We start from the raw sequence: 20,413 nt of genomic DNA, 5'->3' as shown, positions 1-20,413 counted from the left end.
CATGTCTGCTACCGTATCATCACGATCATTTTTGCACGATAAACGGTTAACTACCGCAGTTGATGTGCAATCGCCAAACCTTCAGCGAAACAGATTGTCATTATCTTTATTGTGTATAGTCGCATCAACCTTCAGTTTTTTCGTGCCAATGACGGGGCAAGCGGCAACCAGTAGTATCGAGAAAATTACCATTTATCAAGGCTTAGCCAGTGTCACTCGTGCATTACCCATCAGTGGCACAGGTGAGCAGACACTGGTTTTTTCCTGTCTTTCGCCTGCGATTGAACCTGACAGTATTAGTGTGCAAGCACTGGGCAATGTTAATATCGGTGAAGTCAGTATTCAAACCTTGAGTGGTGAGCAAGCAGCGCAGTGCCAGTATCAAGGGGCAGCTAATGTACAGACTCAGCAGAATAATCTAGCGGATATCAGTGCCGAATTGGAAGCGGCACGCCTGACCAAAGCCTATTTGCAAAACCTAACCAAAGTCACGCAAATCACTACTGCTGGTACCCTTGCCAATAATGCACGCGACTTAGAAACGCAAGCCGCCAGTATTAACAAAAAAATAGTAGAGCTACAAAAACGAGAAGCTCGTGCTAAAGACGACTTAAATCAGCTGGTCGCTGACAGTACTTCTTCAGTACAAAGTAATGTCACCCAAGTCAGTGTACGTACCGCTAGCCGTTCTGCTAGTAGTGTTAAATTACATTATCAAGTACGCGGTGCCAGCTGGGAGCCGACTTATCAAGCGCGTTTAAATACCGATAATAAACAACTCAATATCACCGCCTCTGCCATCATCGCCCAACAAACAGGCGAGAATTGGAACAACGTGCCCGTTATTTTGAGTACTGTCAATTCCAATCAAACGACGACCAGCCAGCTACCAAGAGTTGAACGTTTGTCATTATATGAAGAAGAGCAAGCTAAGTTGAGCCGTTATGCACAACCAATGATGGAAGCTGCTCCAGTGGTTGTTGTTTCTGCCAGCGACAGTTATGGCGGTGCAGATGGTATGGCGCCGCTACCGAGTTTTACGGTTAGCAGCCAAAATAAAAACGGTATCACTGAATATCGCCTGCCGCAGCGCGTCAGTATTCCAAGTGATGGCAGACGCGTACGCACTATTATTGATGAACAATCCGGCATCAGTAAGCTGTGGCTACGGAGTACACCAAGCATCGAAGCTGCCGCTTACTGGTATGCGTCTGCGCCATTTTTGACGCCAGCTTGGGCAGATGGTTCATTGCAACTGTATCGCGACGATAACTATGTTGGTCAGTCGCGCTATGATTATCAGAGTCTAAAAGAGCAAGGGATTGGTTTTGGTGTTGATCCGAGCTTGCTTGTGAAACCGCTGACTGATGAAGACAAAAAAGGCGATAAAGGCGTATTTAATCGTCAACAAACCAAGACCGTCACTCAGGCGTATCAATTTACCAATCAGCACAATCGTAGTATGCGCATGCAAGTGTTAGGCGCAGAACCCTTGAGTAGCGATGACAGCATTAAAGTAACCGCGACGCATACACCAGCGATTAGCAAAAAAGATTGGAATGATAACAAAGGAATGGTAGCGTGGGAGTTCGATTTACCGAGTCAACAATCTCAAGTCGTGCAGTCGATCTATCAAATTAGCTATCCTGCGGATAAAAAATTAAGCACGAATTAATGTTAAATCAGAACCATATAATCGATTCAATTTAAAAAATACAATCCTGATGGGAATGCTGCTGGGATAAATTTTATGAAGCCTCTGGAGTGCGAAGCGCACAGCAAGCGAGGAAAATTTATCCCAGCATAACCCTATTTTGAATGAGCCTATTTCATATTGAAATGACTATATAACAATCATATAAAAGGAATTCTATGTGTATTGTCGCCATTGCTTGGCAGTTATTTGATGAGCTGCCTTTGGTTTTATTATCTAATCGCGATGAGTTTCTACAGCGTCCGACAGAGCCACTACATCAATGGGAAGATAAGCCTATTTTTGCAGGGCGTGATGCGCAAAGTGGCGGTACGTGGTTAGGAATTCACCAAGAGCAGCATGCTGACTTTTATAAGCAAAATGGTCGCTGGGCGGCAGTATTGAACTTTCGCGATGGTGTGCAGGCAAGTAATGATGAGCGCTCACGTGGTGAATTGGTCGCTGATTTTTTGACCAGTTGCTTAAGCCCGATGGAATTTGCACGGAAAATCAGTCTGCAAGAATATGCTGGGTTTAATCTGATTATCGGCGATAGCAAACAAGCGGTTGTCGTTAATAACCGTGGTCATGCACCAACACCCTTATATGGAGGCTTGCACGTATTCTCTAATGGTCAGCCAGAAGAGGGTTGGTTTAAGACAGAGCGTTTGCGCGGCAGGTTACGTCAAGAAATATTGCCATTAATTAGCGAAAATAGTGATTTTGAATACTGGCAAGACGCTGCTTTTAAGGTATTGTCCGATAATACTCAAGCACCAGAAGAAGAGTTACCAAATACTGGTATCGATATCAAAATAGAGCAAGCGCTGTCTTCGATTTATATTGAAGGCGCCAATCTTACTGGCATTGCTAGTAAGGAGGCTGCCAATAATGCCGTGCCAAGCTACGGTACAAGGACACAAAGTATTTTAACGTTACGGCGAAATACTATTAAAGATTCAGGCATTCAAGCTGAAATCGTCAGCCGTGAATGTACTCATTAGCTATTAACAAAAATCCAGTGAGAAAAAAATACCGTTAGTAATATTAAATATCACTAACGGTATTCATTATTGTGCTAATTGCATGAAAAATTAGTGACTTTATTCCACCAACAAATGGTTGTTTTGTTCCGGAATAATAAGCCCTTGTTGAAGCGGTAGCTCGGGCACCAATTCTTGCAAGGCGCGACGATATACGCTGCGTTTAAAGTGAATCACTTGTCCAAGTGGATACCAGTAGCTGACCCATTGCCAGTTATCAAACTCTGGTTTTCCCTCATCAAAGCGGATGTGTTGGGTATTTGGCTCATCTAAGCGTAGCAAAAACCATTTCTGTTTTTGCCCAATACATAAAGGGTACTGCCCATGACGCACATAGCGTTTTGGCAGACGATAACGCAACCAATCTTGCGTAACCGCTAGCAAATCGACATGACGCGGATGTAGACCGACCTCTTCCCAGAGCTCGCGATACATCGCATCCATCGGCGTCTCCCCACGGTCGATACCGCCTTGAGGGAACTGCCAAGCGTTGTGACCAATACGTTTTGCCCACAGAACTTGCCCTTGTGTATTTGCCAAGATGATGCCGACATTGGCGCGAAAGCCGTCTGCATCTATCATGACGTAACCTTTTAAAATGTTTAAAAATAGCTTATTTCAACAAGGCACAGTGACAGCAATCATAATTATTATAGGGTGATTGCTATCGATACTTTGGCAAAATAAGATTCATTACCATCATTAAACCAAGAAAAGAGCAAAATGTGTAACAGTATTTTGCTATAAAATGTTTCACAGCTTTAATGATTTAAAATCAAGAGGGTATATAAAGATATTTAAGCAGACTTTTGTGTATTTTTTAGCTAAGTTATTTTGTTGTCAAAGTTTTTGCTTTAGTGTCTTATCGTTATAAGTGCTTACTTAATAATGTAAGTAATAATACGAGTTTTTGATTCATTAATGCGGGTTTTAGCTTATGCTACACTAGTCATATTTTGCTTATCTTAATCAACGATAAAGTTATTCTTATATATTGAACCAATAATATCGAACAAATAAGAACCTATTATTAAATAAAACTAGGAATATTAAAAATGTCAGAATCTAAAGCAAGCGTTACATGGCAAGAGAACAAAGCCTTTATGGGTGTATCGCCATCAGGTCATAATGTACAAATCGATGCTGATAAAGAAAAAGGCGCCAGTCCAATGGAGCTGATTCTACTGGGGCTTGGTGGTTGTGCTAGCTATGATGTGGTGGCGATTTTGCAGAAATCGCGTCAAAATGTGACTGACGTACGTTGTGAGCTGACTGCTCAACGTGCCGAAACCGTACCGGCTGTCTATACTAATATTCATATGCATTTTGTCGTGACCGGTCAAGATGTCAAAGAAAGCCAAGTAGAAAAAGCCATTAAGTTATCCGCAGAAAAATACTGCTCAGCCAGTCGTATGTTGGTACAAGGCGGGGTCAATGTGACGCATGACTTTGAAGTTATCGCAGGATAAAGGCGAGTATATTGATGAATTTATTCTTAGGGTTGGTCTCTGATACCGCATCGTCAGCCATTTGGGCAATGGTGGTAGCCAGTTTGCTGCCATTAACAATGGCATTGACTGCAAAAATGCTCGGCGGCTTTAATTTGGCTGACAATGCCCATCCACGTGATTTTTTACAAGGTACGACGGGCGCTGCTGCACGTGCTAATGCCGCGCAGCAGAATAGCTATGAGACTTTACCAGTATTCTTAGCTGCAGTCTTAGCAGCGATGCTGTTTTTTGTGCCACAGCTGATTGTAAATACATTGGCTTGGCTATACGTGCTGATTCGTATCGGTTTTTGCGTGGCTTACATCACTAATTTGGCGATGTTCCGCTCTATCCTTTGGGGTCTTTCTATTGCCTGCTGTCTCATGCTCTTTTATTTAGCTATCCGAGTCAGTGTATAGCAGCAGCTGATTGAAAATACTAATGCTTATAAGATAAAAGCAGCTAACGTTACTGTGCACTCATCTGTAGTGCGCTAATGATAGCTGCTTTATTTTTCTCTCTTTTAATACTGTCCCATAATATCTTCGCCTCGCTATAGCCTTTGGTGAGCATCGCTAACCATTGTTTATAACGACCGACCAATACAATATCGCTTTTTGCTGTGCCTTGCAGAAATTTAATCTGATGCGCAATCAGGTATTGCCATAACAATGTTTTTTCATTATTTAAAGTCTGACTATGTTCTCTATCAACCTGTGCAATTAAGTCGGGACGGGTAACTGCACCGCGACCCAACATCAAATGCTCTGTACCCGATTGCATCATACAATTTTGTGCGTGCTCTGCATTCCATATTTCGCCATTGGCAATGACTGGAATATCGAGCGCATTAAAACTTTGAATCTTGTCCCAATAGGCTGGCGGCTTATAGCCTTGGGTTTTAGTTCGTGCATGAATAGTTAGCCAATCAGCACCACTGTCGTCAATCGCAGCTTTGATATCATCCATACGACTGCTATCGGTATAGCCCAAACGAATCTTGGCTGAGACTGGAATATGAGCGGGAACAGCTTGCCGCACCGCGCTGATAATCTGATACATAGTTTCGGGCTCATCCAATAATACCGAACCACCACGGTGGCTATTGACAGTCTTGGCAGGACAACCAAAATTGATGTCAATCGCTGGCGCACCAAGCTCGGCAGCATAAGCGGCATTTTCTGCCATGAGTTGCGCTTCACTACCGAGCAACTGGATATGAATAGGCGTGCCACAGGCAGTCTTGGCATCATGACGCAATTCTGGAACGTATTTATAAAATACATGCGCGGGCAAGACATGCTGAGTCACACGGATAAATTCGCTAACCGACCAATCATAAGGGCGACCCAAGTCCGATGCGATTTGCGTTAGGATTTGTCGCATTAATGGATCGGTCAAGCCTTCCATTGGTGCAAGGAGGCGGACAGGATTGGCAAATAGATTTTGTATTGTTTTTTGACGTATTTGAAGTTGCTGACTATTATTCATGCTTGTTGTTCACTGCTAAAAGGGTGCTATTAAAAGGTTGCCATAAAGAAAGGTAGGCTAGAGGTTTAGAGTGGCAAATACAAAGGTTGATTAAGTGAGGAAAACTAAGTATTGCCAAAAATCACTTTTTTGCCTGTCTGTAAGCCTGATATCAAGTCTTTAATATTATGAATATCTAAATTGCTCTGGGCACGCGTGCAAGCGACGTATAGTAAACGCAACTCTTCTGGACTTATCTTGACGGCATTGGTGGTGACATCATAATAAAAGTCATCATCCAGCTGCACTTTTCCCCATTCAAGCCCTTTCGCCTTATGGGCAGTGGAGATAACATAGTCAGCATTTTCGATACTGGTAAGACTATTGACAGCTTGGCTTAGGACATTGGTGCCATGATCATCGACCAATTTCACCAGTGTTTTTAGATCGCTGCCTTCATTGGTTTCAGAGTACTCTTGTACATCGCCCCAATTATAAAAGTATGCCAGTTCAGGCACGCCATAAGCAGACTTGCCATTTTTTAAGTTTTCGGCGGCCTGACAAAATTTAAGCATACGATCGGTATCAGCTTGTAGCGCCACGCGGTGACCGAGCTTGAGTCCAGTCAATAGTTGCGACATTGCTGCAGCATTGGTGCGGCAAAGAATGGCGTCTTTTTTACTGTGTACCATGCCTTTGTCGGTGGAGGATTGCTTATTCGGATTGCCTTTTAACGGGATATCTTCTTGCAATGCTTTGAGTAAGGTATTGGCAATTTCAGCAATCGGTTCGCCAAAACGAAACGACTGGGTCAATAAGGTTTGTGGCAATGGCAATTTTTTCATTGCATTAACTGCGCCGCGCCATTCATAAATCTGCTGATGGGCGTCACCTACATAAATCACTTGCCGTGGCTGCTGGGTCAAAATCCCCATCATCAAGGGATCGGCATCTTGCGCTTCGTCAAATAAGATAAAATCTGCGGGAATACTGGGCTTCGATAATGCCCACAATTTAAGATAAATATCATGCCCGATACCAGCAGGATGGCGCGCATCAATTGACTGTAGCCAGCGCTGCTCAACGGCGGGGTAGAGCATTTCACGCAGCTGCTCAGCATCAGAATCATCGAGCCAGCTTGGAAACTCAATATGCCTTGGCGCAGGATAGCTGGCGTGCGTACTACAAAAATTGCTCACCGCATCACTGACAAACCGCGACAAGCGCGCTGGCGTGAGGGTAATATATTTGTTCATCCCATCCATTTGCCGACGGACTTGTACCGGTTGCAGACCCAAATCATCACCCAGACGTTTGGGTGAAAATCTTGGCAACGACAATTTTGCGGTGATATCACGTGGTACATGACGATAAGCCAGTGAGTGAAACGTCCGACAATCGACGTGACCGGGGAATTTTTGCCGCGCATCGTTGGCAATTGCTTTGTTAAAGGCTAAATATAAGCCGCGGCCACGCAGACGCTCACCGATTAATTTGAGCGTCGTCGTTTTCCCTGCACCCGCATAAGCCACCACTTTAAATGACTTGTGATCCATCGCCATGTTGAGCGCGCTCAGCTGCTCATCAGTGGGATCGCTCATATAAGCTGGCATAGATGCGGACATAAAAAATTACCTAAAAGAGTAAAACGGATCAAAAATGACGGGGGTAAAAAAAGCCACTGCATAGACAATGGCTGGCTCGTCATATGAAATTGCAAAATACTTGCAAGTGCACATGACAATAATAAAAAAACTGATAGAAAATAAAGGTACAAATAAGCTGGTTATATTAACAGATTAGCGCATTGGCTGTTTTTGGAATAAGTGTCTGATTAGTGATGTTATTCTTTATTTAACCCTGTATCGCTTGCTAAGGTAGGACTATGTTCTTCTTTAATTAAAATTTTTGCTAAAAATAATCCTAGCTCAAATAGTAGCCACATCGGAATGGCGAGCATCAACATCGACACCCCATCAGGCGGTGTAACGACCGCAGCAACGGCAAAACAGCCGACAATAATATAACGGCGTTTATCTTCTAAGCTCTGAATGGAGACGACGCCAGTCAATATCAATAGCAAGGTGACGACTGGAATCTCAAAGGTTAAACCAAATACCATAAAGAGTTTGAGTGCAAAACTTAAATAACTGTCGATGTCGGTCATTGGCAAGACGTTCTGCGGCGCGAACATAATAAAGAATTTTAGAACCCCTTTAAGGACAATAAAATAAGAGAAAGCCACACCCGCATAAAATAAAAATATAGAGGACATCAAAACGGGAATGGCGATTTTTTTCTCTTTCTTATATAAACCGGGTGCGACAAACGACCAGATTTGATACAAAATGTAGGGCATTGCAAAGAATGCTGCGACAAAGACAGTCAGACGTATCGGTGCCATAAAGTTGGAGGTGATATCCGTCGCGATCATCGTTGAGTTGGCAGGCAACTGAGCAACCAATGGGTCGGACAAAAAATCATAGAGCTCGCGTGAAAATCCGACCAAGGCTAAGAATATTACCAGTACGGCAACACATATCTTAATCAAATGACGACGCAGCTCAATCAAATGCTCGGTAATCGGCATATCGCCAAGTGAGCTTAGAATATCGCCAGAGTCATCAATATTGCTGTCGACATTACCATTAATGGTAGCTGTTGAGGTCTCGATATCTGAATCCGCGACTTTTTCTTGACGGCTTTTTTTACGTTTAAATAAACCCACTAATTGCTCTCCTGCTTATTAACAGAAGCCTGTTTAGGTAAAGGACTGTCTAGATGGCTGTTGAGTAAGATATCGGCTTTATAGTTTGGTAAATAAGGCGGTTGCGGTAAACGACGCGCTTTATCATAAGCACCAAGACGAAACCACATATTTTCCCACGGTCTAGTTGTGATCGTTTGAATCACTTGATTGGGGTTATCATTAAAGTCAGTTTTTAGACTGTCGTTATCACCTTGTGCCGATGACTGCTCAGGGCTTTCTGGTTTCTCAGCCTGTCTATTACTGTCATAGGCGTAGTCAAACTCTTTTGGCTGTACTGATCGATTATCATCATTCTCACTACTGGCTTGACTACTTTGTCTAGGCGTATTGCCATCGACTGGATCACGCGATGCTTTTAAATGCTGGTTTTTCGAGGATTCAAACTCTTGCATACTGCCGCGCATTTCTGCCATTTCACGGCGCATTTCTGCTTCAGTCTGGCGAATTTTGGCCAGCTCTTTTTGCATTTGCTGGCGCGTCTCAGCTAAGTCAAGTTCCGCTTCGATTTCAGATTGCAAAGTAGAAACCGTGCGGCGAATTTTGGCATACCATTGCCCAGCGGTACGCGCCGCTTGGGGCAGCTTTTCTGGCCCCAAGACGATTAAGGCAATGACGCCAAAAAGCAATAATTCAGAAAACCCAATATCAAACATAATGTTTCGATGTCACTGTCTAGATGCTATACATTATGCGTGTCATCAACCTTAGTGGTTGTTGGGCGCTCTTCAGTGTGTGCGTTGCCATCATGGTCGAGCACCACTTGCTTTTTGGCATGTTCAGTATTTTCATCTTTGACGGCTTCTTTAAAACCTTTGACCGCACCGCCCAAATCTTTACCAGCATTTCTCAGTTTGGAGGTGCCAAATACGACAACCACCACCACCAATAAAATCAGCCAATGCGTAATGGAAAAACTGCCCATAATGCTATCCTTATGTCTTAGTTTTCAGTCTTTATAGGAATACGTTGAGTGTATAGAGTATTATGATCGTACACAAAAGCTATCGACCGCTTATGCGAAGTAACACGTCACTATATTATAACCTGCTGTTATGACAAAAAGGTGAAAGCAACAATAATCAAACAGGGTAATGGCTAATCTTATAAAACGCTATCGAGCGGCTTTTTCATCAATACCTGAGAGACCAAAGCGTCGACCTAGCTCATTTAATACTGCCTCTGACTCGATGTCGAACCAAGCCAAACCTACTAAGGTATGGAACCAAACATCAGCGACTTCATAGATCAGCTCATGACGCGCTTCGTCATATTGGGCTTTATCCGTATTTTCATTGCAATTAGCAAAGTCTTTAGCAGCGATAATGCTCTCTATACTTTCTTCGCCCACTTTTTCTAATATTTTATTAAGACCTTTGGCGTATAAGCTTGCTACATATGAGCTATCGGCATCCGCTTGTTTGCGCTCAGCCAATACACCGTCAAGCTGTTGCAAAATGGAGAGAGTGATGGGGCTGTGGTCATTCTGATTGGTATCAGAATCGACTATATTATGAGATGGTGCTTCGTTAATATCAGGCGTGGCTTGTGTTGCTGTATTTGAATGATAAATATCAGCAGGATCCTTCAATACTTTATCAACCGTTTGCCACTCAGGCGTTTGCCCTGATAAATCCAAACGCTGATAAAAACAAGATTCGCGGCCAGTATGACAAGCAATACCACCGGATTGAGTGACGCTAAGGACAATCACATCGGCGTCGCAATCTAGACGAATATCATGTATGCGTTGGGTATGTCCAGAGGATTCGCCCTTATGCCATAACTTGCCACGCGAACGCGAAAAATAAACCGCTGTCTGCGTTTGTGCGGTTAATTGTAGGGATTCGGCATTCATCCACGCCATCATCAAAATACGCCCAGACTTATGATCTTGAGCAATTGCAGGAATCAAACCATCATCATTAAATTTTATGGCAGCCAGCCAAGCAGGTGAAGTCATAATCTTGTTGCCATCTTATAGGTAGAAAATAATAAAAAGTCGCTAAGTATTCGCTAAATAATAGTTATTCAGCCTATCTGTCATTTATGCGAGCGCTTTATCAACACGCAGTCTCTACTTAAACACAGCTTAAGCTGACATTCAATATGTTAAATCAGTAAATACAGCACAATTATACTCGAGCTGAATTTTGATACAGCAAGAATTGCAAATTAACAGTGTTTTTAATTCGCCTAGTTTGTTTTCAGCTAGCTATCGCTTGTGGCTGCTCAATTTTTGCTGCTAAGCGTGTGCTTTAAGTGGCTAATAATCAAGGTTTGGAAGACGAAAATAAGCAGCAAGGTATTTGTGATTAGAAAGAACAACATACGCTAAACAGCGTTAAAACTTTCCTTGGCAAAACAGCGCATAATCTGTTAAAATGTCGCCTCCCACCTCGAGGCAAATAGAGGTTTGGTGCCTGTTTTTACAGCCACTAATCATTATTGACTATTTGACGACCAGGTTCTAAAACAGAAAAAGAGGCAAATCATCATGAAAAATAAGATGAAAACCAGAAGCGGTGCAGCTAAACGCTTCAAAAAAACAGCGAACGGCTTTAAGCGTAAGCAAGCATTCAAAAGCCATATTTTGACCAAGAAATCACCTAAGCGTATTCGCCAGTTGCGTGGTCTTAAGTTGGTGCACAAGTCTGACGAAGCAGCAGTTCGTCGTATGTGCCCATACATTTAATAGGCTATCGTCATTTATCTTTAATTAAGCGCTGTTTAATGAATAGCTACTGAATTAAAAGTATATGACTTTGCAATTTGATAACGATGTCTATTATCTGATGACATCGTGATTCGTTTAATAATGATTAAAAATATCTTGGAGTAATTTATGGCCCGTGTAAAACGTGGTGTACAGGCGAATCGTCGTCACAAAAAAATCTTAAAGCGTGCAAAAGGCTACTACGGTGCCCGTTCACGTGTTTACCGCGTAGCGGTACAGGCAGTGACCAAAGCTGGTCAATATGCTTATCGTGACCGTCGCAACAAAAAACGTACTTTCCGTCGTCTTTGGATTGCACGTATCAATGCTGGTGCACGCTTAAACGGCTTAAGCTATAGCCGCTTTATCAATGGCATGAAAAAAGCTAACATTGCAATCGATCGTCGCGTACTTGCTGACATCGCTATGCATGATGCAGCGACTTTCACAGCGTTGGTCGAAAAAGCTAAAGCGGAACTAGCATAAATATTAACCTTCCTTTAGGTAGGCTGCTTTTTAAATCATTATTGATAAGTAGTTATCTACATGGATAGGAATAATATTGATTAATAGGTTGATATTAATAAAAGCTACCGCTGGTCGGTGGCTTTTTTTATATCACATTATCTGACTGCCTACTTTTAGTACCAGAATCACATACGCTGTTATAGGATAGCGTTTATCATCGTCTAAATATTCAAGCCATTCATATCATTGAAATTATCGTCACATGAATGGGTAAATGATTTGCAATATTTGGTCAAATCCCTACAATTACCTATCACTATTATTAATAGTCCGTTTAAATCAGGAAGAATGCGTCTTATGACTACCCCTGCTGCTACCACCGATTTGTCGGCGCTACCGACCTTGTCCACAGAGCTAAGCGAGCTTAATGAAGCTCAGCTAAATGAGTTGGCCAGTGCCGCTGAAGCCTTGATTCTACAAGTAACCGATGTGCGTGCGTTGCAAGATTTGCGGGTGCAATTGACCGGTAAAAAGAGTCCCTTAACTGGCTGGTCAAAGCAGATGGGTAAACTCAGCAGCGACGATAAAAAAACCTACGGCGGCTGGTTGCATCAAGTCCGTAGCCGTATTCAAGATGCGTTGACAGAGCAGCAGCAGCAGCTAGAAGTGGCTGCACTAAATGCCAAGCTTGCAAGCGAGAGCATTGATATCACCTTGCCTGCTCGCGGTGGTCAAAAAGGTCATTTGCATCCCGTGACCATGATTACCCAACGTATGCAGCAGTATTTTATACAAGCGGGTTTCAACGTTGCTACTGGTCCTGAAGTTGAGAGCGATTACTATAACTTTGAAGCGCTCAATATTCCGTCGCATCATCCAGCACGCGCGATGCACGATACATTCTATTTTGATGCGCATTATTTACTGCGTACGCATACCAGCCCCGTGCAAATTCGCACTATGGAAAAGAATGAGCCGCCGATTCGTATTATTTGTCCCGGTCGCGTCTATCGTAATGACTCGGACCAAACCCATTCGCCGATGTTCCATCAGCTAGAAGGTTTAATGGTTACCGAGTCGAGCACTTTTGCTGAGCTAAAAGGCTTGATTAGTGAGTTCTTGGAAGCGTTTTTTGCCAAAGAGCTAACCGTACGTTTCCGCCCGTCATTTTTCCCATTTACCGAGCCGTCAGCTGAAGTCGATATCCTAGATGATAATGGTAAATGGCTTGAAGTCATGGGCTGCGGTATGGTGCATCCACAAGTGCTGACCAACTGCGGTATTGATGCCGAAAAATATACTGGTTTTGCCTTTGGTATGGGTATTGAGCGCTTTGCGATGCTGTACTACGGTATCGATGATTTGCGCCTGTTTTTCCAAAACGACGTACGCTTCTTAAAGCAGTTTGGCTAGAGTGCTCTTTGTTTATATAAAAAGTGCTCCTTGTTAATATAACAAGTTAATGTGCCAACCTTTACTTCAAAATATTTATTATAAAATTCTGATCCGAGATACTTATGAAAATTAGCGAACAGTGGCTACGTCAATGGGTAAACCCCAACAATAGCAGTGAGCAATTGGCTGAACAACTCACGATGGCAGGGCTAGAGATTGATGATCGCTTTGCAGTCGCTCGTGCCTTTAGTGGTGTGGTCGTTGGTGAAGTTATCAGCGTTGAGCAGCATCCAGATGCCGATAAATTGCGCGTGACGCAGGTTAATATTGGTGCAGCTGAGCGGTTACAAATCGTTTGCGGTGCGCCCAATGTGACTATTGGTATGAAAGTGCCTGTTGCGACTGTTGATGCAGTTTTGCCAAGTGATGACAAAAAAGGCTTCACAATTAAAAACGGTAACCTACGTGGTGTCGACTCTAACGGTATGCTTTGCGGTGCGTCTGAGATTGATTTAACCGACAGCATTGATGGTTTACTTGAGCTGCCAGCTGATGCGCCAATCGGTATGGATATCCGTGAATATCTAGGCTTAGACAATCAAATACTGGATATCTCTATTACGCCAAATCGCGGTGATTGTTTTAGCGTACGTGGTATTGCGCGTGAGATATCCGTCATTAACGATTTGCCGTTACAAATGCCAAATATCCCTGATAATATCGATTTCACTCAAAACGAAGTGATGCCAGCTGTAACAGTCAGTGCTGTAGAAGCTTGTCCACGCTACCTTTTACAGTCGATAAGCAATATCGATCGTAGTATCGATACGCCAAAGTGGATGCAAGATGCGCTGGTTCAGTCAGGACTACGCTCGCACAACTTTTTGGTTGATGTGACCAACTATGTCTTGATGGAATTGGGTCAGCCGCTACATGCTTTTGATGCTGATACTATCGAGGGCGATATCGTTGTGCGTTTGGCACAGTCTGAAGAAACGATTACTTTGTTGAATGAGCAAACTATTACCTTAACCGGTGATGAATTGGTCATTGCTGATGATAAAGGCGCACTTGCACTTGCCGGAATTATGGGCGGTCAACGCAGTAGTGTGACTGATAGCACCACCAATATTGTGTTAGAGAGCGCATTCTTTAATCCATTGGCTATCGCTGCACGCGCACGCCGTTTTGGTCTGCATACTGATGCCTCACAACGCTTTGAGCGTGGGGTAGACTTTGAATTGCCAGCGCTTGCTTTAGCGCGTGCTGTTGATTTGATTACCAGTGTAACGAATTCTCAAGCGGGGCAAATAATCACAGTCGAAAGTAGCAAGCATTTACCGGCTCGTGCACCTATTACACTGCCGATTACTAAAGTCCGTGATGTCATCGGTATTGAGATTGAGCCTGCAGTCATGGTACGTATCTTGACTCAATTAGGCTTTAAGGTAGAGCAGCAAGCAGATAGCCTGATTTGCATGCCGCCATCATATCGCTTTGATATGAGTATCCGCGAGGATTTGATCGAAGAGATTGCTCGTATCTATGGTTATGACAATATTCCAAGCATCTTGCCACACCTGCAAGTCAGCATGGATTATGACGATACCGCAGACTTGACACACGAGATGAAGCTGGCGCTAGTCGATAATGGCTATATGGAAGCCATTAGCTTTAGCTTTAGTGACGCAAAAATAGAAGCCTTGCTTGATGATAAAGCACTAGGAGAAGTGTTGGCACTGGCCAATCCTATCTCTAGTGACTTAGCCGTGATGCGCCGTACTTTGCTATCAAGCTTATTACCTTGCGTGCAGTACAATCTCAATCGTCAGCAGCCACGCGTTCGGTTCTTTGAGACGGGTCTTAGTTTTGTTGGTCAAAGCATTAGCGAGTTGGTACAAACACCAAGTATTGCATTAGTAGCAGTCGGAGATGTTTGGGACGAGCAAGCGTATCAAAACCGTGCGTTAGACTTTTATGATCTTAAGCATGATATTGAGCAGTTATTACCTGCGCAAGTGGATGGTGCGCGTATCCGCTATGAGCGTAGTGAACTAGCTTTCTTGCATCCAGGTCAAAGTGCCAAGCTTTATATCGATGATCAGTATGTTGGCTGGTTGGGGCAATTGCATCCTAATACCGCTAAACAGTTGGATCTGCCAGCTACGTGGGTTGCGCAGTTGTCATTGGCACCATTACTAACGCTTGCTCGTGAACAGCATGCCATTACTACTCCAAGTAAGTTCCCGCAAGTACGCCGCGATATTGCTATATTAGTAGACAGCGATATCAGCCTTCAAACCCTAGAGTCAACTATACGTAAGGCATCAGGTGCACTCTTGACTGATCTTTGGTTGTTTGATGTATACCAAGGCGAAAAAGTGCCAGCAGGTCAACGCTCATTAGCATTTGCCTTGATATGGCAAGATAAAACGCAAACCTTATCGGATGACGCTGTAAAAACGGCCACTGATAAAGTGGTACAAGCATTAACGGTTGAGCATTCAGCACAGCTACGTGACAGCTAACCTCTAATCGAAAAAGACAAATACTCTATAGCCTCAATATAAATGAGGCTATGGATTTTTGCTATTTATAAAAATTATTAACTGATAGAAGAATTTTATTCATAGAGTAAGTTAAGTGGTTATTAATAAAGGATTTTAATGCAGACTTTATTAAAAAGACGCACAAAAACCTTTATAATAGCTAACACTAATTCTCATACCGCTAAACCATGATATTCGACATCACGACATAGCATAGGAGTCGTACTGTGAGCACCTTAACCAAATCTGACATGATTGAGCATTTGATGAATCATCTAAACCTAACGCGCCAAGAAGGTCGCTGTTTGGTAGAGAATTTTTTTGACGAACTGTCAGAGAGTTTGATTGATGGCAAAGAGGTCAAGCTTTCAGGCTTTGGCAACTTTGAGCTTAAAGACAAAAATAGTCGCCCAGGACGCAACCCTAAGACAGGGGAGCCCGTCGCGGTATCAGCGCGCCGCGTTGTGACCTTTAAAACAGGACAAAAATTCCGTCAACAGGTCGATGAGCGCCTATTTGACCAATAATAGTAGTGAGTAAGACTAAAAGTGATGGTTCGCAGTTGTCTATTAAATCGACTGTTATAGCCATCATTTTTTTATGCGACATTGTCTCAGTTATATAAAACATAAATTGCAGGCATAAAAAAAGAGAGCATAAGCTCTCTTTTTTTTAGTACAGTATTTTTATTTATAAAAATAAAAATTACTGAGCTGGTTGCTCAACTACAACTTCGTCAGCTGCGTCTACAGCTGGAGTTTCGCTAGCTACGTCAACGCTAGTAGTAGTACCGTCTACAGGTACTTCAGCATCGATTTCGTCAGTAGCAGTAGCAAGTTGTGCATCAGCGATATCAGCTTCAGCGCCGGCAACAGCAGCATCAGCTTCAGCAGTAGCTTCGCCTTCAGCAGCAGCTTCGTTTAGCTCTTCTTTAGCGTCAGTTACTTCTTCTTGAGCGTCAGATAAATCTTCAGCAGCGTTTTCTTTGTTGCTATCACAGGCAGTTAAGCCCATAGTTGCAGTCATGATACCAGCTAGAGCAAGTAATTTTAAGTTCATAAGGTTTTCTCCGGGATAATTAAATGAGCAGTAGCAGCAAAAAAGGTTGAACATCCGAGATGTCTCAGATATTCAACTAGTCTTAGTCACAGCTACTCAGCTTTCACGCATTCTATATGATTTCTTTCTGCATAGAAAGAGGTTGTACAATTAAGTTACAATAAAATTGTAAATAGGGTTTTATTTTACTTATTTTACATAATTATCCATACAAAAAGTCAAATTAATCGACGTATAATCAACGACATCTGCTTATTGCAGAGAAATTTCTTATGTCTGGTACTTTGTATCTGTTTGCGCTATTTATGACAGCATAATAAAGAAGATAGCGGATACATAAGTAATGCTAAATGGTAGTCGCAATAACTGGCTGTAAATATAAAAAAGCGCTAAGTGTTTTAAAGCAGTTTGTAGTCTGTGGCAGATGAAATTAGCAAAGGTTATCAAGATATGACATCAAAGGATTGAGCTAAAAACTATATAACATGAATCATGATCGATATGAGTGGCATAAGATATCGTATTTTTTGGGAGAAGGATTATGAAATGGCAAGGCAGACGTGGCAGTACTAATGTGCGTACTAGTAGTGGTGGCGGTAAGCTAATGGGCGGCGGTATCGGCGGTATCATTATTGCTGGTATTTTATGGCTAGTGTTTGGGGTAAATCCCATGACCGCATTGCAAACAGGTCAAGAGGTCGCAGGCGGTGGTAATACCTCTACTGAACCAGCTACCAGTGACGATCGGGATACACAGTTTGTCAAAGTTGTCCTAGCGGACACTGAAGAGGTTTGGCATCAAATATTCAATGAGGGTGGTAGTACATATAAAGAGCCGTCACTGATTTTGTTTAATGGGCAAGTCAGTTCTGCTTGTGGTAGTGCCAGCTCAGCGACTGGTCCTTTTTATTGCCCAGGTGATCAAACGGTCTATTTAGATACGTCGTTTTTCGTAGAGATGCGTCAAAAGCTTGGTATATCTGGTGATATCCAAAACTCAGGGGATAGTGACAATCAGAACAAAGCGGGCGATTTTGCCCAAGCCTATGTGATCTCCCATGAAGTAGGTCACCATGTACAGACTTTGCTTGGTATTACTCAACAAGTAAATGAAGCCAGCCGTCAAGTGACTCGTGCACAAGCAAATAAATTGTCTGTACTACAAGAGCTACAAGCTGATTGCTTTGCTGGTGTTTGGGCGCAGCGCAATCAAGAGCGCGTACAGTTTTTAGAAGCAGGTGATATTGATGAAGCTATCAATGCTGCTGGTCAGATTGGTGACGATCGCTTAGCACGTGCAGGAGGCGGGGCGGTAGTACCTGATAACTTTACTCATGGTACTAGCCAACAGCGTGTAGAGTGGTTTACGCGCGGTCTAGAGAGCGGTAATGTGCAAACTTGTGATACGTTTAGTGGTGCTTTATAGCACTGACTATTATAAAATCAGTTATATTGATTGGTATAGTTAAAATATCTCAAAAACGCTACAGTGCTGCTGGTATAAATTTTTTGCAGCCTCTGTCTGCATAGACACAGCAAGCAAGAAAAATTAATATCAGCAGCACTTGATGTATTGATATTACTTTTCCCTGACTATAGTAATGGTTAGACACAAAAAAGCCTGCAATTGATTGCAGGCTTTTTTTTGTCAGCTAGTTGGCTAGGTAATATCATTCATTAAAATGTATGTGCCAAAAGAGCTGCTTAAAACTGATTATCTAGTTTGATCATAGATATAACCACCAGCGCCGCCAATAGCAGCACCAGCGATTGCACCACGAGCGATATCTTTGCTATCGCCTTTACTTTTGATCAGTGCACCGGCAGCAGCGCCAGCAGTGGCAGCTTTAGCTGTATTACTTAGACCAGTGCTATATCCGTTAGTAGCACAGCCACCCATGATAAGAGCAGAACTAGTTAGAGCCGTCATTGCGATAGTTTTAGCAAGTTTCATAATATCACCTATTAAATCGTCAAGTTTAAAATACTAAGTATACAGTATATATTTCAGTATGTTCTTAACCCTTATAGTAGCCCTTATATATAAATCTGGTCGTAGTAAAAACGCTAAGCTTTGCAAGTAAGCTGTAAATTATGTTGCCTCACTGTGTCATTGGTAGTGCCTTTGCTTAGGGTTATTGTATTTATCCTGATAGTAAGCTAACTGTTTTCGACGCGAATTATTTCTAATGATAGAGCCAATAGTAATAAAAACAAAAAGACCGCCTTGTAGGCAGCCTTTATGAGTAAAACGTCAATTATTTATATAACTTTATTGTCGTAAAAGATTTAAAATCAATTTTGTGATTTACGCTTCATTTGCTCAAAAAATTCATCATTGGTTTTGGCTTCTTTTAAGCGGTCCAATAAGAACTCAGTTGCTTGTACACCATCCATCGGCTGTAGCAATTTACGCAGGATCCAAACTTTACGCAGCTTATCTTCATCAAGCAGACGTTCTTCACGGCGTGTACCCGATTTTTTGATATTAATGGCAGGGAAGACACGCTTTTCTGCCAGATCACGCTCAAGGGTAATCTCTTGGTTACCGGTACCTTTGAATTCTTCAAAGATAACGCTGTCCATTTTACTACCAGTATCAATAAGGGCACTGGCGATAATGGTCAAGCTGCCGCCTTCTTCAATATTACGAGCAGCACCAAAGAAGCGTTTTGGGCGCTCTAACGCATTGGCATCCAAACCACCGGTCAACACTTTACCTGATGAAGGAATAACAGTGTTATAAGCGCGGGCAAGACGGGTAATCGAGTCAAGCAGAATGACCACATCTTGCTTATGCTCAACCAAGCGCTTGGCTTTTTCAATGACCATTTCAGCCACTTGTACATGGCGCTGTGGCGGCTCATCGAAAGTTGAGGCAACTACTTCACCGCGTACGGTACGTTCCATCTCGGTGACTTCTTCTGGACGCTCATCAATCAGCAGTACAATGAGGTAGCACTCAGGATTATTACGAGTGATCGATTGTGCTATTGACTGTAGCAGCATCGTTTTACCCGCTTTGGGCGGTGCCACAATAATAGAGCGCTGACCTTTACCAATCGGTGCGATCAGGTCGATAATACGACCAGTCAAATCTTCAGTCGTACCATTACCTAGCTCAAGTTTTAGCTGCTCAGTTGGAAATAATGGCGTTAAGTTTTCAAAGATAAGCTTGTGACGTGAGCGGTCTGGCGTATCAAAGTTGATTTCACCGACTTTCAATAGTGCAAAATAACGCTCAGAGTCTTTTGGTGGACGAATCGTGCCTGCGATACTGTCACCGGTTTTTAGACTAAAACGGCGAATTTGGCTTGGGCTGACATAGATATCATCAGGACCTGCTAAATAAGAGCCTTCAGATGAGCGCAAAAAACCAAAACCGTCAGGGAGCACTTCAAGCACACCATCACCATAGATGGCCTCACCGTTACGGGCATGAGTTTTTAGAATGGCAAAGATAATGTCTTGTTTACGGCTACGTGCCATATTATCAAGACCCATCTCTTTAGCGATGGCCAGTAGCTCAGCGATTGATTTTTTCTTTAATTCAGTAAGATTCATAGATAGGTCGTTAGCAGTTGATAAGATGAGAGATGCCATTATTCACAAATCACGACAGTGATTAAAACAATGTTATTAGGGCGATAGAGGGTATATATACAGAGTTAAAATTTATGTAGTTTTGATTTTATGTGTCAGTTTATGAGCTTGTCGCAAGAGAGGCAGACAAGTTATAAAAGGTGAAGATAAAGAAATCTAC

The 20,413-nt window shown here is 42.7% G+C and carries 20 protein-coding genes; 10 read left to right on the top strand and 10 right to left on the bottom strand.

From position 1 onward, the window contains the following. The first annotated feature begins 1 nt into the window (after position 1). A complete protein-coding gene (locus tag VLA57_RS12010) occupies positions 2 to 1,675 on the top strand; it encodes a DUF4139 domain-containing protein (RefSeq protein ID WP_333955030.1) in 1,674 nt (557 codons plus the stop codon). 197 nt (positions 1,676 to 1,872) lie between these two features. Next, the gene (locus tag VLA57_RS12005) at positions 1,873 to 2,697 is read left to right on the top strand and encodes an NRDE family protein (protein ID WP_201531898.1); all 825 of its coding nucleotides are present in this window, start codon (positions 1,873 to 1,875) and stop codon (positions 2,695 to 2,697) included. Between the two features lie 99 nt (positions 2,698 to 2,796). On the opposite strand, the gene VLA57_RS12000 is transcribed toward VLA57_RS12005, so the two are convergent. Then, positions 2,797 to 3,318: an RNA pyrophosphohydrolase gene (locus VLA57_RS12000; RefSeq protein ID WP_011514617.1), complete on the bottom strand. Its 522-nt coding sequence runs from the start codon at positions 3,316 to 3,318 to the stop codon at positions 2,797 to 2,799. A gap of 473 nt (positions 3,319 to 3,791) precedes the next feature. Between VLA57_RS12000 and VLA57_RS11995 the strand changes: the two genes are divergently transcribed. Both VLA57_RS11995 and VLA57_RS11990 read left to right on the top strand, forming a co-directional pair. After that, a complete protein-coding gene (locus VLA57_RS11995) occupies positions 3,792 to 4,205 on the top strand; it encodes an OsmC family protein (protein ID WP_333955029.1) in 414 nt (137 codons plus the stop codon). Between the two features lie 14 nt (positions 4,206 to 4,219). Then, the gene (locus tag VLA57_RS11990; protein WP_133104915.1) at positions 4,220 to 4,645 is read left to right on the top strand and encodes an MAPEG family protein; all 426 of its coding nucleotides are present in this window, start codon (positions 4,220 to 4,222) and stop codon (positions 4,643 to 4,645) included. Between the two features lie 49 nt (positions 4,646 to 4,694). On the opposite strand, the gene VLA57_RS11985 is transcribed toward VLA57_RS11990, so the two are convergent. From VLA57_RS11985 to hisIE, 6 genes are all read right to left on the bottom strand, one after another. After that, entirely contained in the window at positions 4,695 to 5,717 is a 1,023-nt protein-coding gene (locus tag VLA57_RS11985; RefSeq protein WP_333955027.1) for a tRNA dihydrouridine synthase, read from the bottom strand. A gap of 104 nt (positions 5,718 to 5,821) precedes the next feature. Further along, complete coding sequence (locus VLA57_RS11980) at positions 5,822 to 7,321, bottom strand: UvrD-helicase domain-containing protein (RefSeq protein ID WP_333955026.1); 1,500 nt, start codon at positions 7,319 to 7,321, stop codon at positions 5,822 to 5,824. Between the two features lie 218 nt (positions 7,322 to 7,539). Continuing rightward, positions 7,540 to 8,424: a twin-arginine translocase subunit TatC gene (gene tatC / locus VLA57_RS11975; protein WP_133104912.1), complete on the bottom strand. Its 885-nt coding sequence runs from the start codon at positions 8,422 to 8,424 to the stop codon at positions 7,540 to 7,542. Further along, entirely contained in the window at positions 8,424 to 9,119 is a 696-nt protein-coding gene (gene tatB / locus VLA57_RS11970; protein ID WP_133104911.1) for a Sec-independent protein translocase protein TatB, read from the bottom strand. The genes tatC and tatB overlap by 1 nt, the downstream gene beginning before the upstream one ends. A 26-nt stretch (positions 9,120 to 9,145) precedes the next feature. Continuing rightward, complete coding sequence (gene tatA / locus VLA57_RS11965; protein WP_011514610.1) at positions 9,146 to 9,388, bottom strand: Sec-independent protein translocase subunit TatA; 243 nt, start codon at positions 9,386 to 9,388, stop codon at positions 9,146 to 9,148. Between the two features lie 189 nt (positions 9,389 to 9,577). Continuing rightward, positions 9,578 to 10,426 carry a bifunctional phosphoribosyl-AMP cyclohydrolase/phosphoribosyl-ATP diphosphatase HisIE gene (hisIE, locus tag VLA57_RS11960; protein WP_133104910.1) on the bottom strand — a complete coding sequence of 283 codons (849 nt, stop codon included), beginning with the start codon at positions 10,424 to 10,426 and terminating at the stop codon, positions 9,578 to 9,580. 534 nt (positions 10,427 to 10,960) lie between these two features. Between hisIE and rpmI the strand changes: the two genes are divergently transcribed. The 5 genes from rpmI (at position 10,961) to VLA57_RS11935 (ending at position 16,118) form a co-directional block, all read left to right on the top strand. Further along, entirely contained in the window at positions 10,961 to 11,158 is a 198-nt protein-coding gene (gene rpmI / locus VLA57_RS11955; RefSeq protein ID WP_011514608.1) for a 50S ribosomal protein L35, read from the top strand. A gap of 150 nt (positions 11,159 to 11,308) precedes the next feature. Next, the gene (gene rplT / locus VLA57_RS11950; protein WP_011281252.1) at positions 11,309 to 11,665 is read left to right on the top strand and encodes a 50S ribosomal protein L20; all 357 of its coding nucleotides are present in this window, start codon (positions 11,309 to 11,311) and stop codon (positions 11,663 to 11,665) included. A 339-nt stretch (positions 11,666 to 12,004) separates the two neighbouring features. Beyond that, complete coding sequence (gene pheS, locus VLA57_RS11945; protein WP_133104909.1) at positions 12,005 to 13,060, top strand: phenylalanine--tRNA ligase subunit alpha; 1,056 nt, start codon at positions 12,005 to 12,007, stop codon at positions 13,058 to 13,060. A 104-nt stretch (positions 13,061 to 13,164) separates the two neighbouring features. Then, positions 13,165 to 15,570: a phenylalanine--tRNA ligase subunit beta gene (gene pheT / locus VLA57_RS11940; protein WP_133104908.1), complete on the top strand. Its 2,406-nt coding sequence runs from the start codon at positions 13,165 to 13,167 to the stop codon at positions 15,568 to 15,570. A gap of 248 nt (positions 15,571 to 15,818) precedes the next feature. Continuing rightward, the gene (locus VLA57_RS11935) at positions 15,819 to 16,118 is read left to right on the top strand and encodes an integration host factor subunit alpha (RefSeq protein WP_011514605.1); all 300 of its coding nucleotides are present in this window, start codon (positions 15,819 to 15,821) and stop codon (positions 16,116 to 16,118) included. Between the two features lie 178 nt (positions 16,119 to 16,296). Here VLA57_RS11935 and VLA57_RS11930 read toward each other — a convergent pair whose 3' ends face one another. Then, a complete protein-coding gene (locus tag VLA57_RS11930; RefSeq protein WP_133104907.1) occupies positions 16,297 to 16,650 on the bottom strand; it encodes a hypothetical protein in 354 nt (117 codons plus the stop codon). A gap of 541 nt (positions 16,651 to 17,191) precedes the next feature. On the opposite strand from VLA57_RS11930, the gene ypfJ reads away from it, so the two are divergent. Continuing rightward, complete coding sequence (gene ypfJ / locus VLA57_RS11925) at positions 17,192 to 18,076, top strand: KPN_02809 family neutral zinc metallopeptidase (protein ID WP_011514603.1); 885 nt, start codon at positions 17,192 to 17,194, stop codon at positions 18,074 to 18,076. Between the two features lie 288 nt (positions 18,077 to 18,364). Here ypfJ and VLA57_RS11920 read toward each other — a convergent pair whose 3' ends face one another. Continuing rightward, positions 18,365 to 18,604 carry a hypothetical protein gene (locus VLA57_RS11920; protein WP_011514602.1) on the bottom strand — a complete coding sequence of 80 codons (240 nt, stop codon included), beginning with the start codon at positions 18,602 to 18,604 and terminating at the stop codon, positions 18,365 to 18,367. Between the two features lie 341 nt (positions 18,605 to 18,945). After that, entirely contained in the window at positions 18,946 to 20,214 is a 1,269-nt protein-coding gene (gene rho, locus VLA57_RS11915; RefSeq protein ID WP_020444407.1) for a transcription termination factor Rho, read from the bottom strand. Positions 20,215 to 20,413: the final 199 nt, after the last annotated feature.

This window comes from Psychrobacter sp. S4(2024), from assembly GCF_036861305.1.
Taxonomy (GTDB): Bacteria; Pseudomonadota; Gammaproteobacteria; order Pseudomonadales; family Moraxellaceae; genus Psychrobacter; species Psychrobacter cryohalolentis.
The sequence above is the reverse complement of the archived record's forward strand: the minus strand, read 5'-3'. Positions and strand labels throughout refer to the sequence as shown.

What these genes read in the sequence shown, in the direction of transcription:
- VLA57_RS12000 (WP_011514617.1), bottom strand. Translation starts at nt 3,318, where the DNA reads ATGATAGATGCAGACGGCTTTCGCGCCAATGTCGGCATCATCTTGGCA.
- VLA57_RS11995 (WP_333955029.1), top strand. Translation starts at nt 3,792, where the DNA reads ATGTCAGAATCTAAAGCAAGCGTTACATGGCAAGAGAACAAAGCCTTT.
- VLA57_RS12005 (WP_201531898.1), top strand. Translation starts at nt 1,873, where the DNA reads ATGTGTATTGTCGCCATTGCTTGGCAGTTATTTGATGAGCTGCCTTTG.
- tatB (WP_133104911.1), bottom strand. Translation starts at nt 9,119, where the DNA reads ATGTTTGATATTGGGTTTTCTGAATTATTGCTTTTTGGCGTCATTGCC.
- rho (WP_020444407.1), bottom strand. Translation starts at nt 20,214, where the DNA reads ATGAATCTTACTGAATTAAAGAAAAAATCAATCGCTGAGCTACTGGCC.
- VLA57_RS12010 (WP_333955030.1), top strand. Translation starts at nt 2, where the DNA reads ATGTCTGCTACCGTATCATCACGATCATTTTTGCACGATAAACGGTTA.
- VLA57_RS11985 (WP_333955027.1), bottom strand. Translation starts at nt 5,717, where the DNA reads ATGAATAATAGTCAGCAACTTCAAATACGTCAAAAAACAATACAAAAT.
- VLA57_RS11980 (WP_333955026.1), bottom strand. Translation starts at nt 7,321, where the DNA reads ATGTCCGCATCTATGCCAGCTTATATGAGCGATCCCACTGATGAGCAG.
- VLA57_RS11930 (WP_133104907.1), bottom strand. Translation starts at nt 16,650, where the DNA reads ATGAACTTAAAATTACTTGCTCTAGCTGGTATCATGACTGCAACTATG.
- ypfJ (WP_011514603.1), top strand. Translation starts at nt 17,192, where the DNA reads ATGAAATGGCAAGGCAGACGTGGCAGTACTAATGTGCGTACTAGTAGT.
- pheS (WP_133104909.1), top strand. Translation starts at nt 12,005, where the DNA reads ATGACTACCCCTGCTGCTACCACCGATTTGTCGGCGCTACCGACCTTG.
- rpmI (WP_011514608.1), top strand. Translation starts at nt 10,961, where the DNA reads ATGAAAAATAAGATGAAAACCAGAAGCGGTGCAGCTAAACGCTTCAAA.
- pheT (WP_133104908.1), top strand. Translation starts at nt 13,165, where the DNA reads ATGAAAATTAGCGAACAGTGGCTACGTCAATGGGTAAACCCCAACAAT.
- VLA57_RS11990 (WP_133104915.1), top strand. Translation starts at nt 4,220, where the DNA reads ATGAATTTATTCTTAGGGTTGGTCTCTGATACCGCATCGTCAGCCATT.
- VLA57_RS11920 (WP_011514602.1), bottom strand. Translation starts at nt 18,604, where the DNA reads ATGAAACTTGCTAAAACTATCGCAATGACGGCTCTAACTAGTTCTGCT.
- tatA (WP_011514610.1), bottom strand. Translation starts at nt 9,388, where the DNA reads ATGGGCAGTTTTTCCATTACGCATTGGCTGATTTTATTGGTGGTGGTG.
- rplT (WP_011281252.1), top strand. Translation starts at nt 11,309, where the DNA reads ATGGCCCGTGTAAAACGTGGTGTACAGGCGAATCGTCGTCACAAAAAA.
- hisIE (WP_133104910.1), bottom strand. Translation starts at nt 10,426, where the DNA reads ATGACTTCACCTGCTTGGCTGGCTGCCATAAAATTTAATGATGATGGT.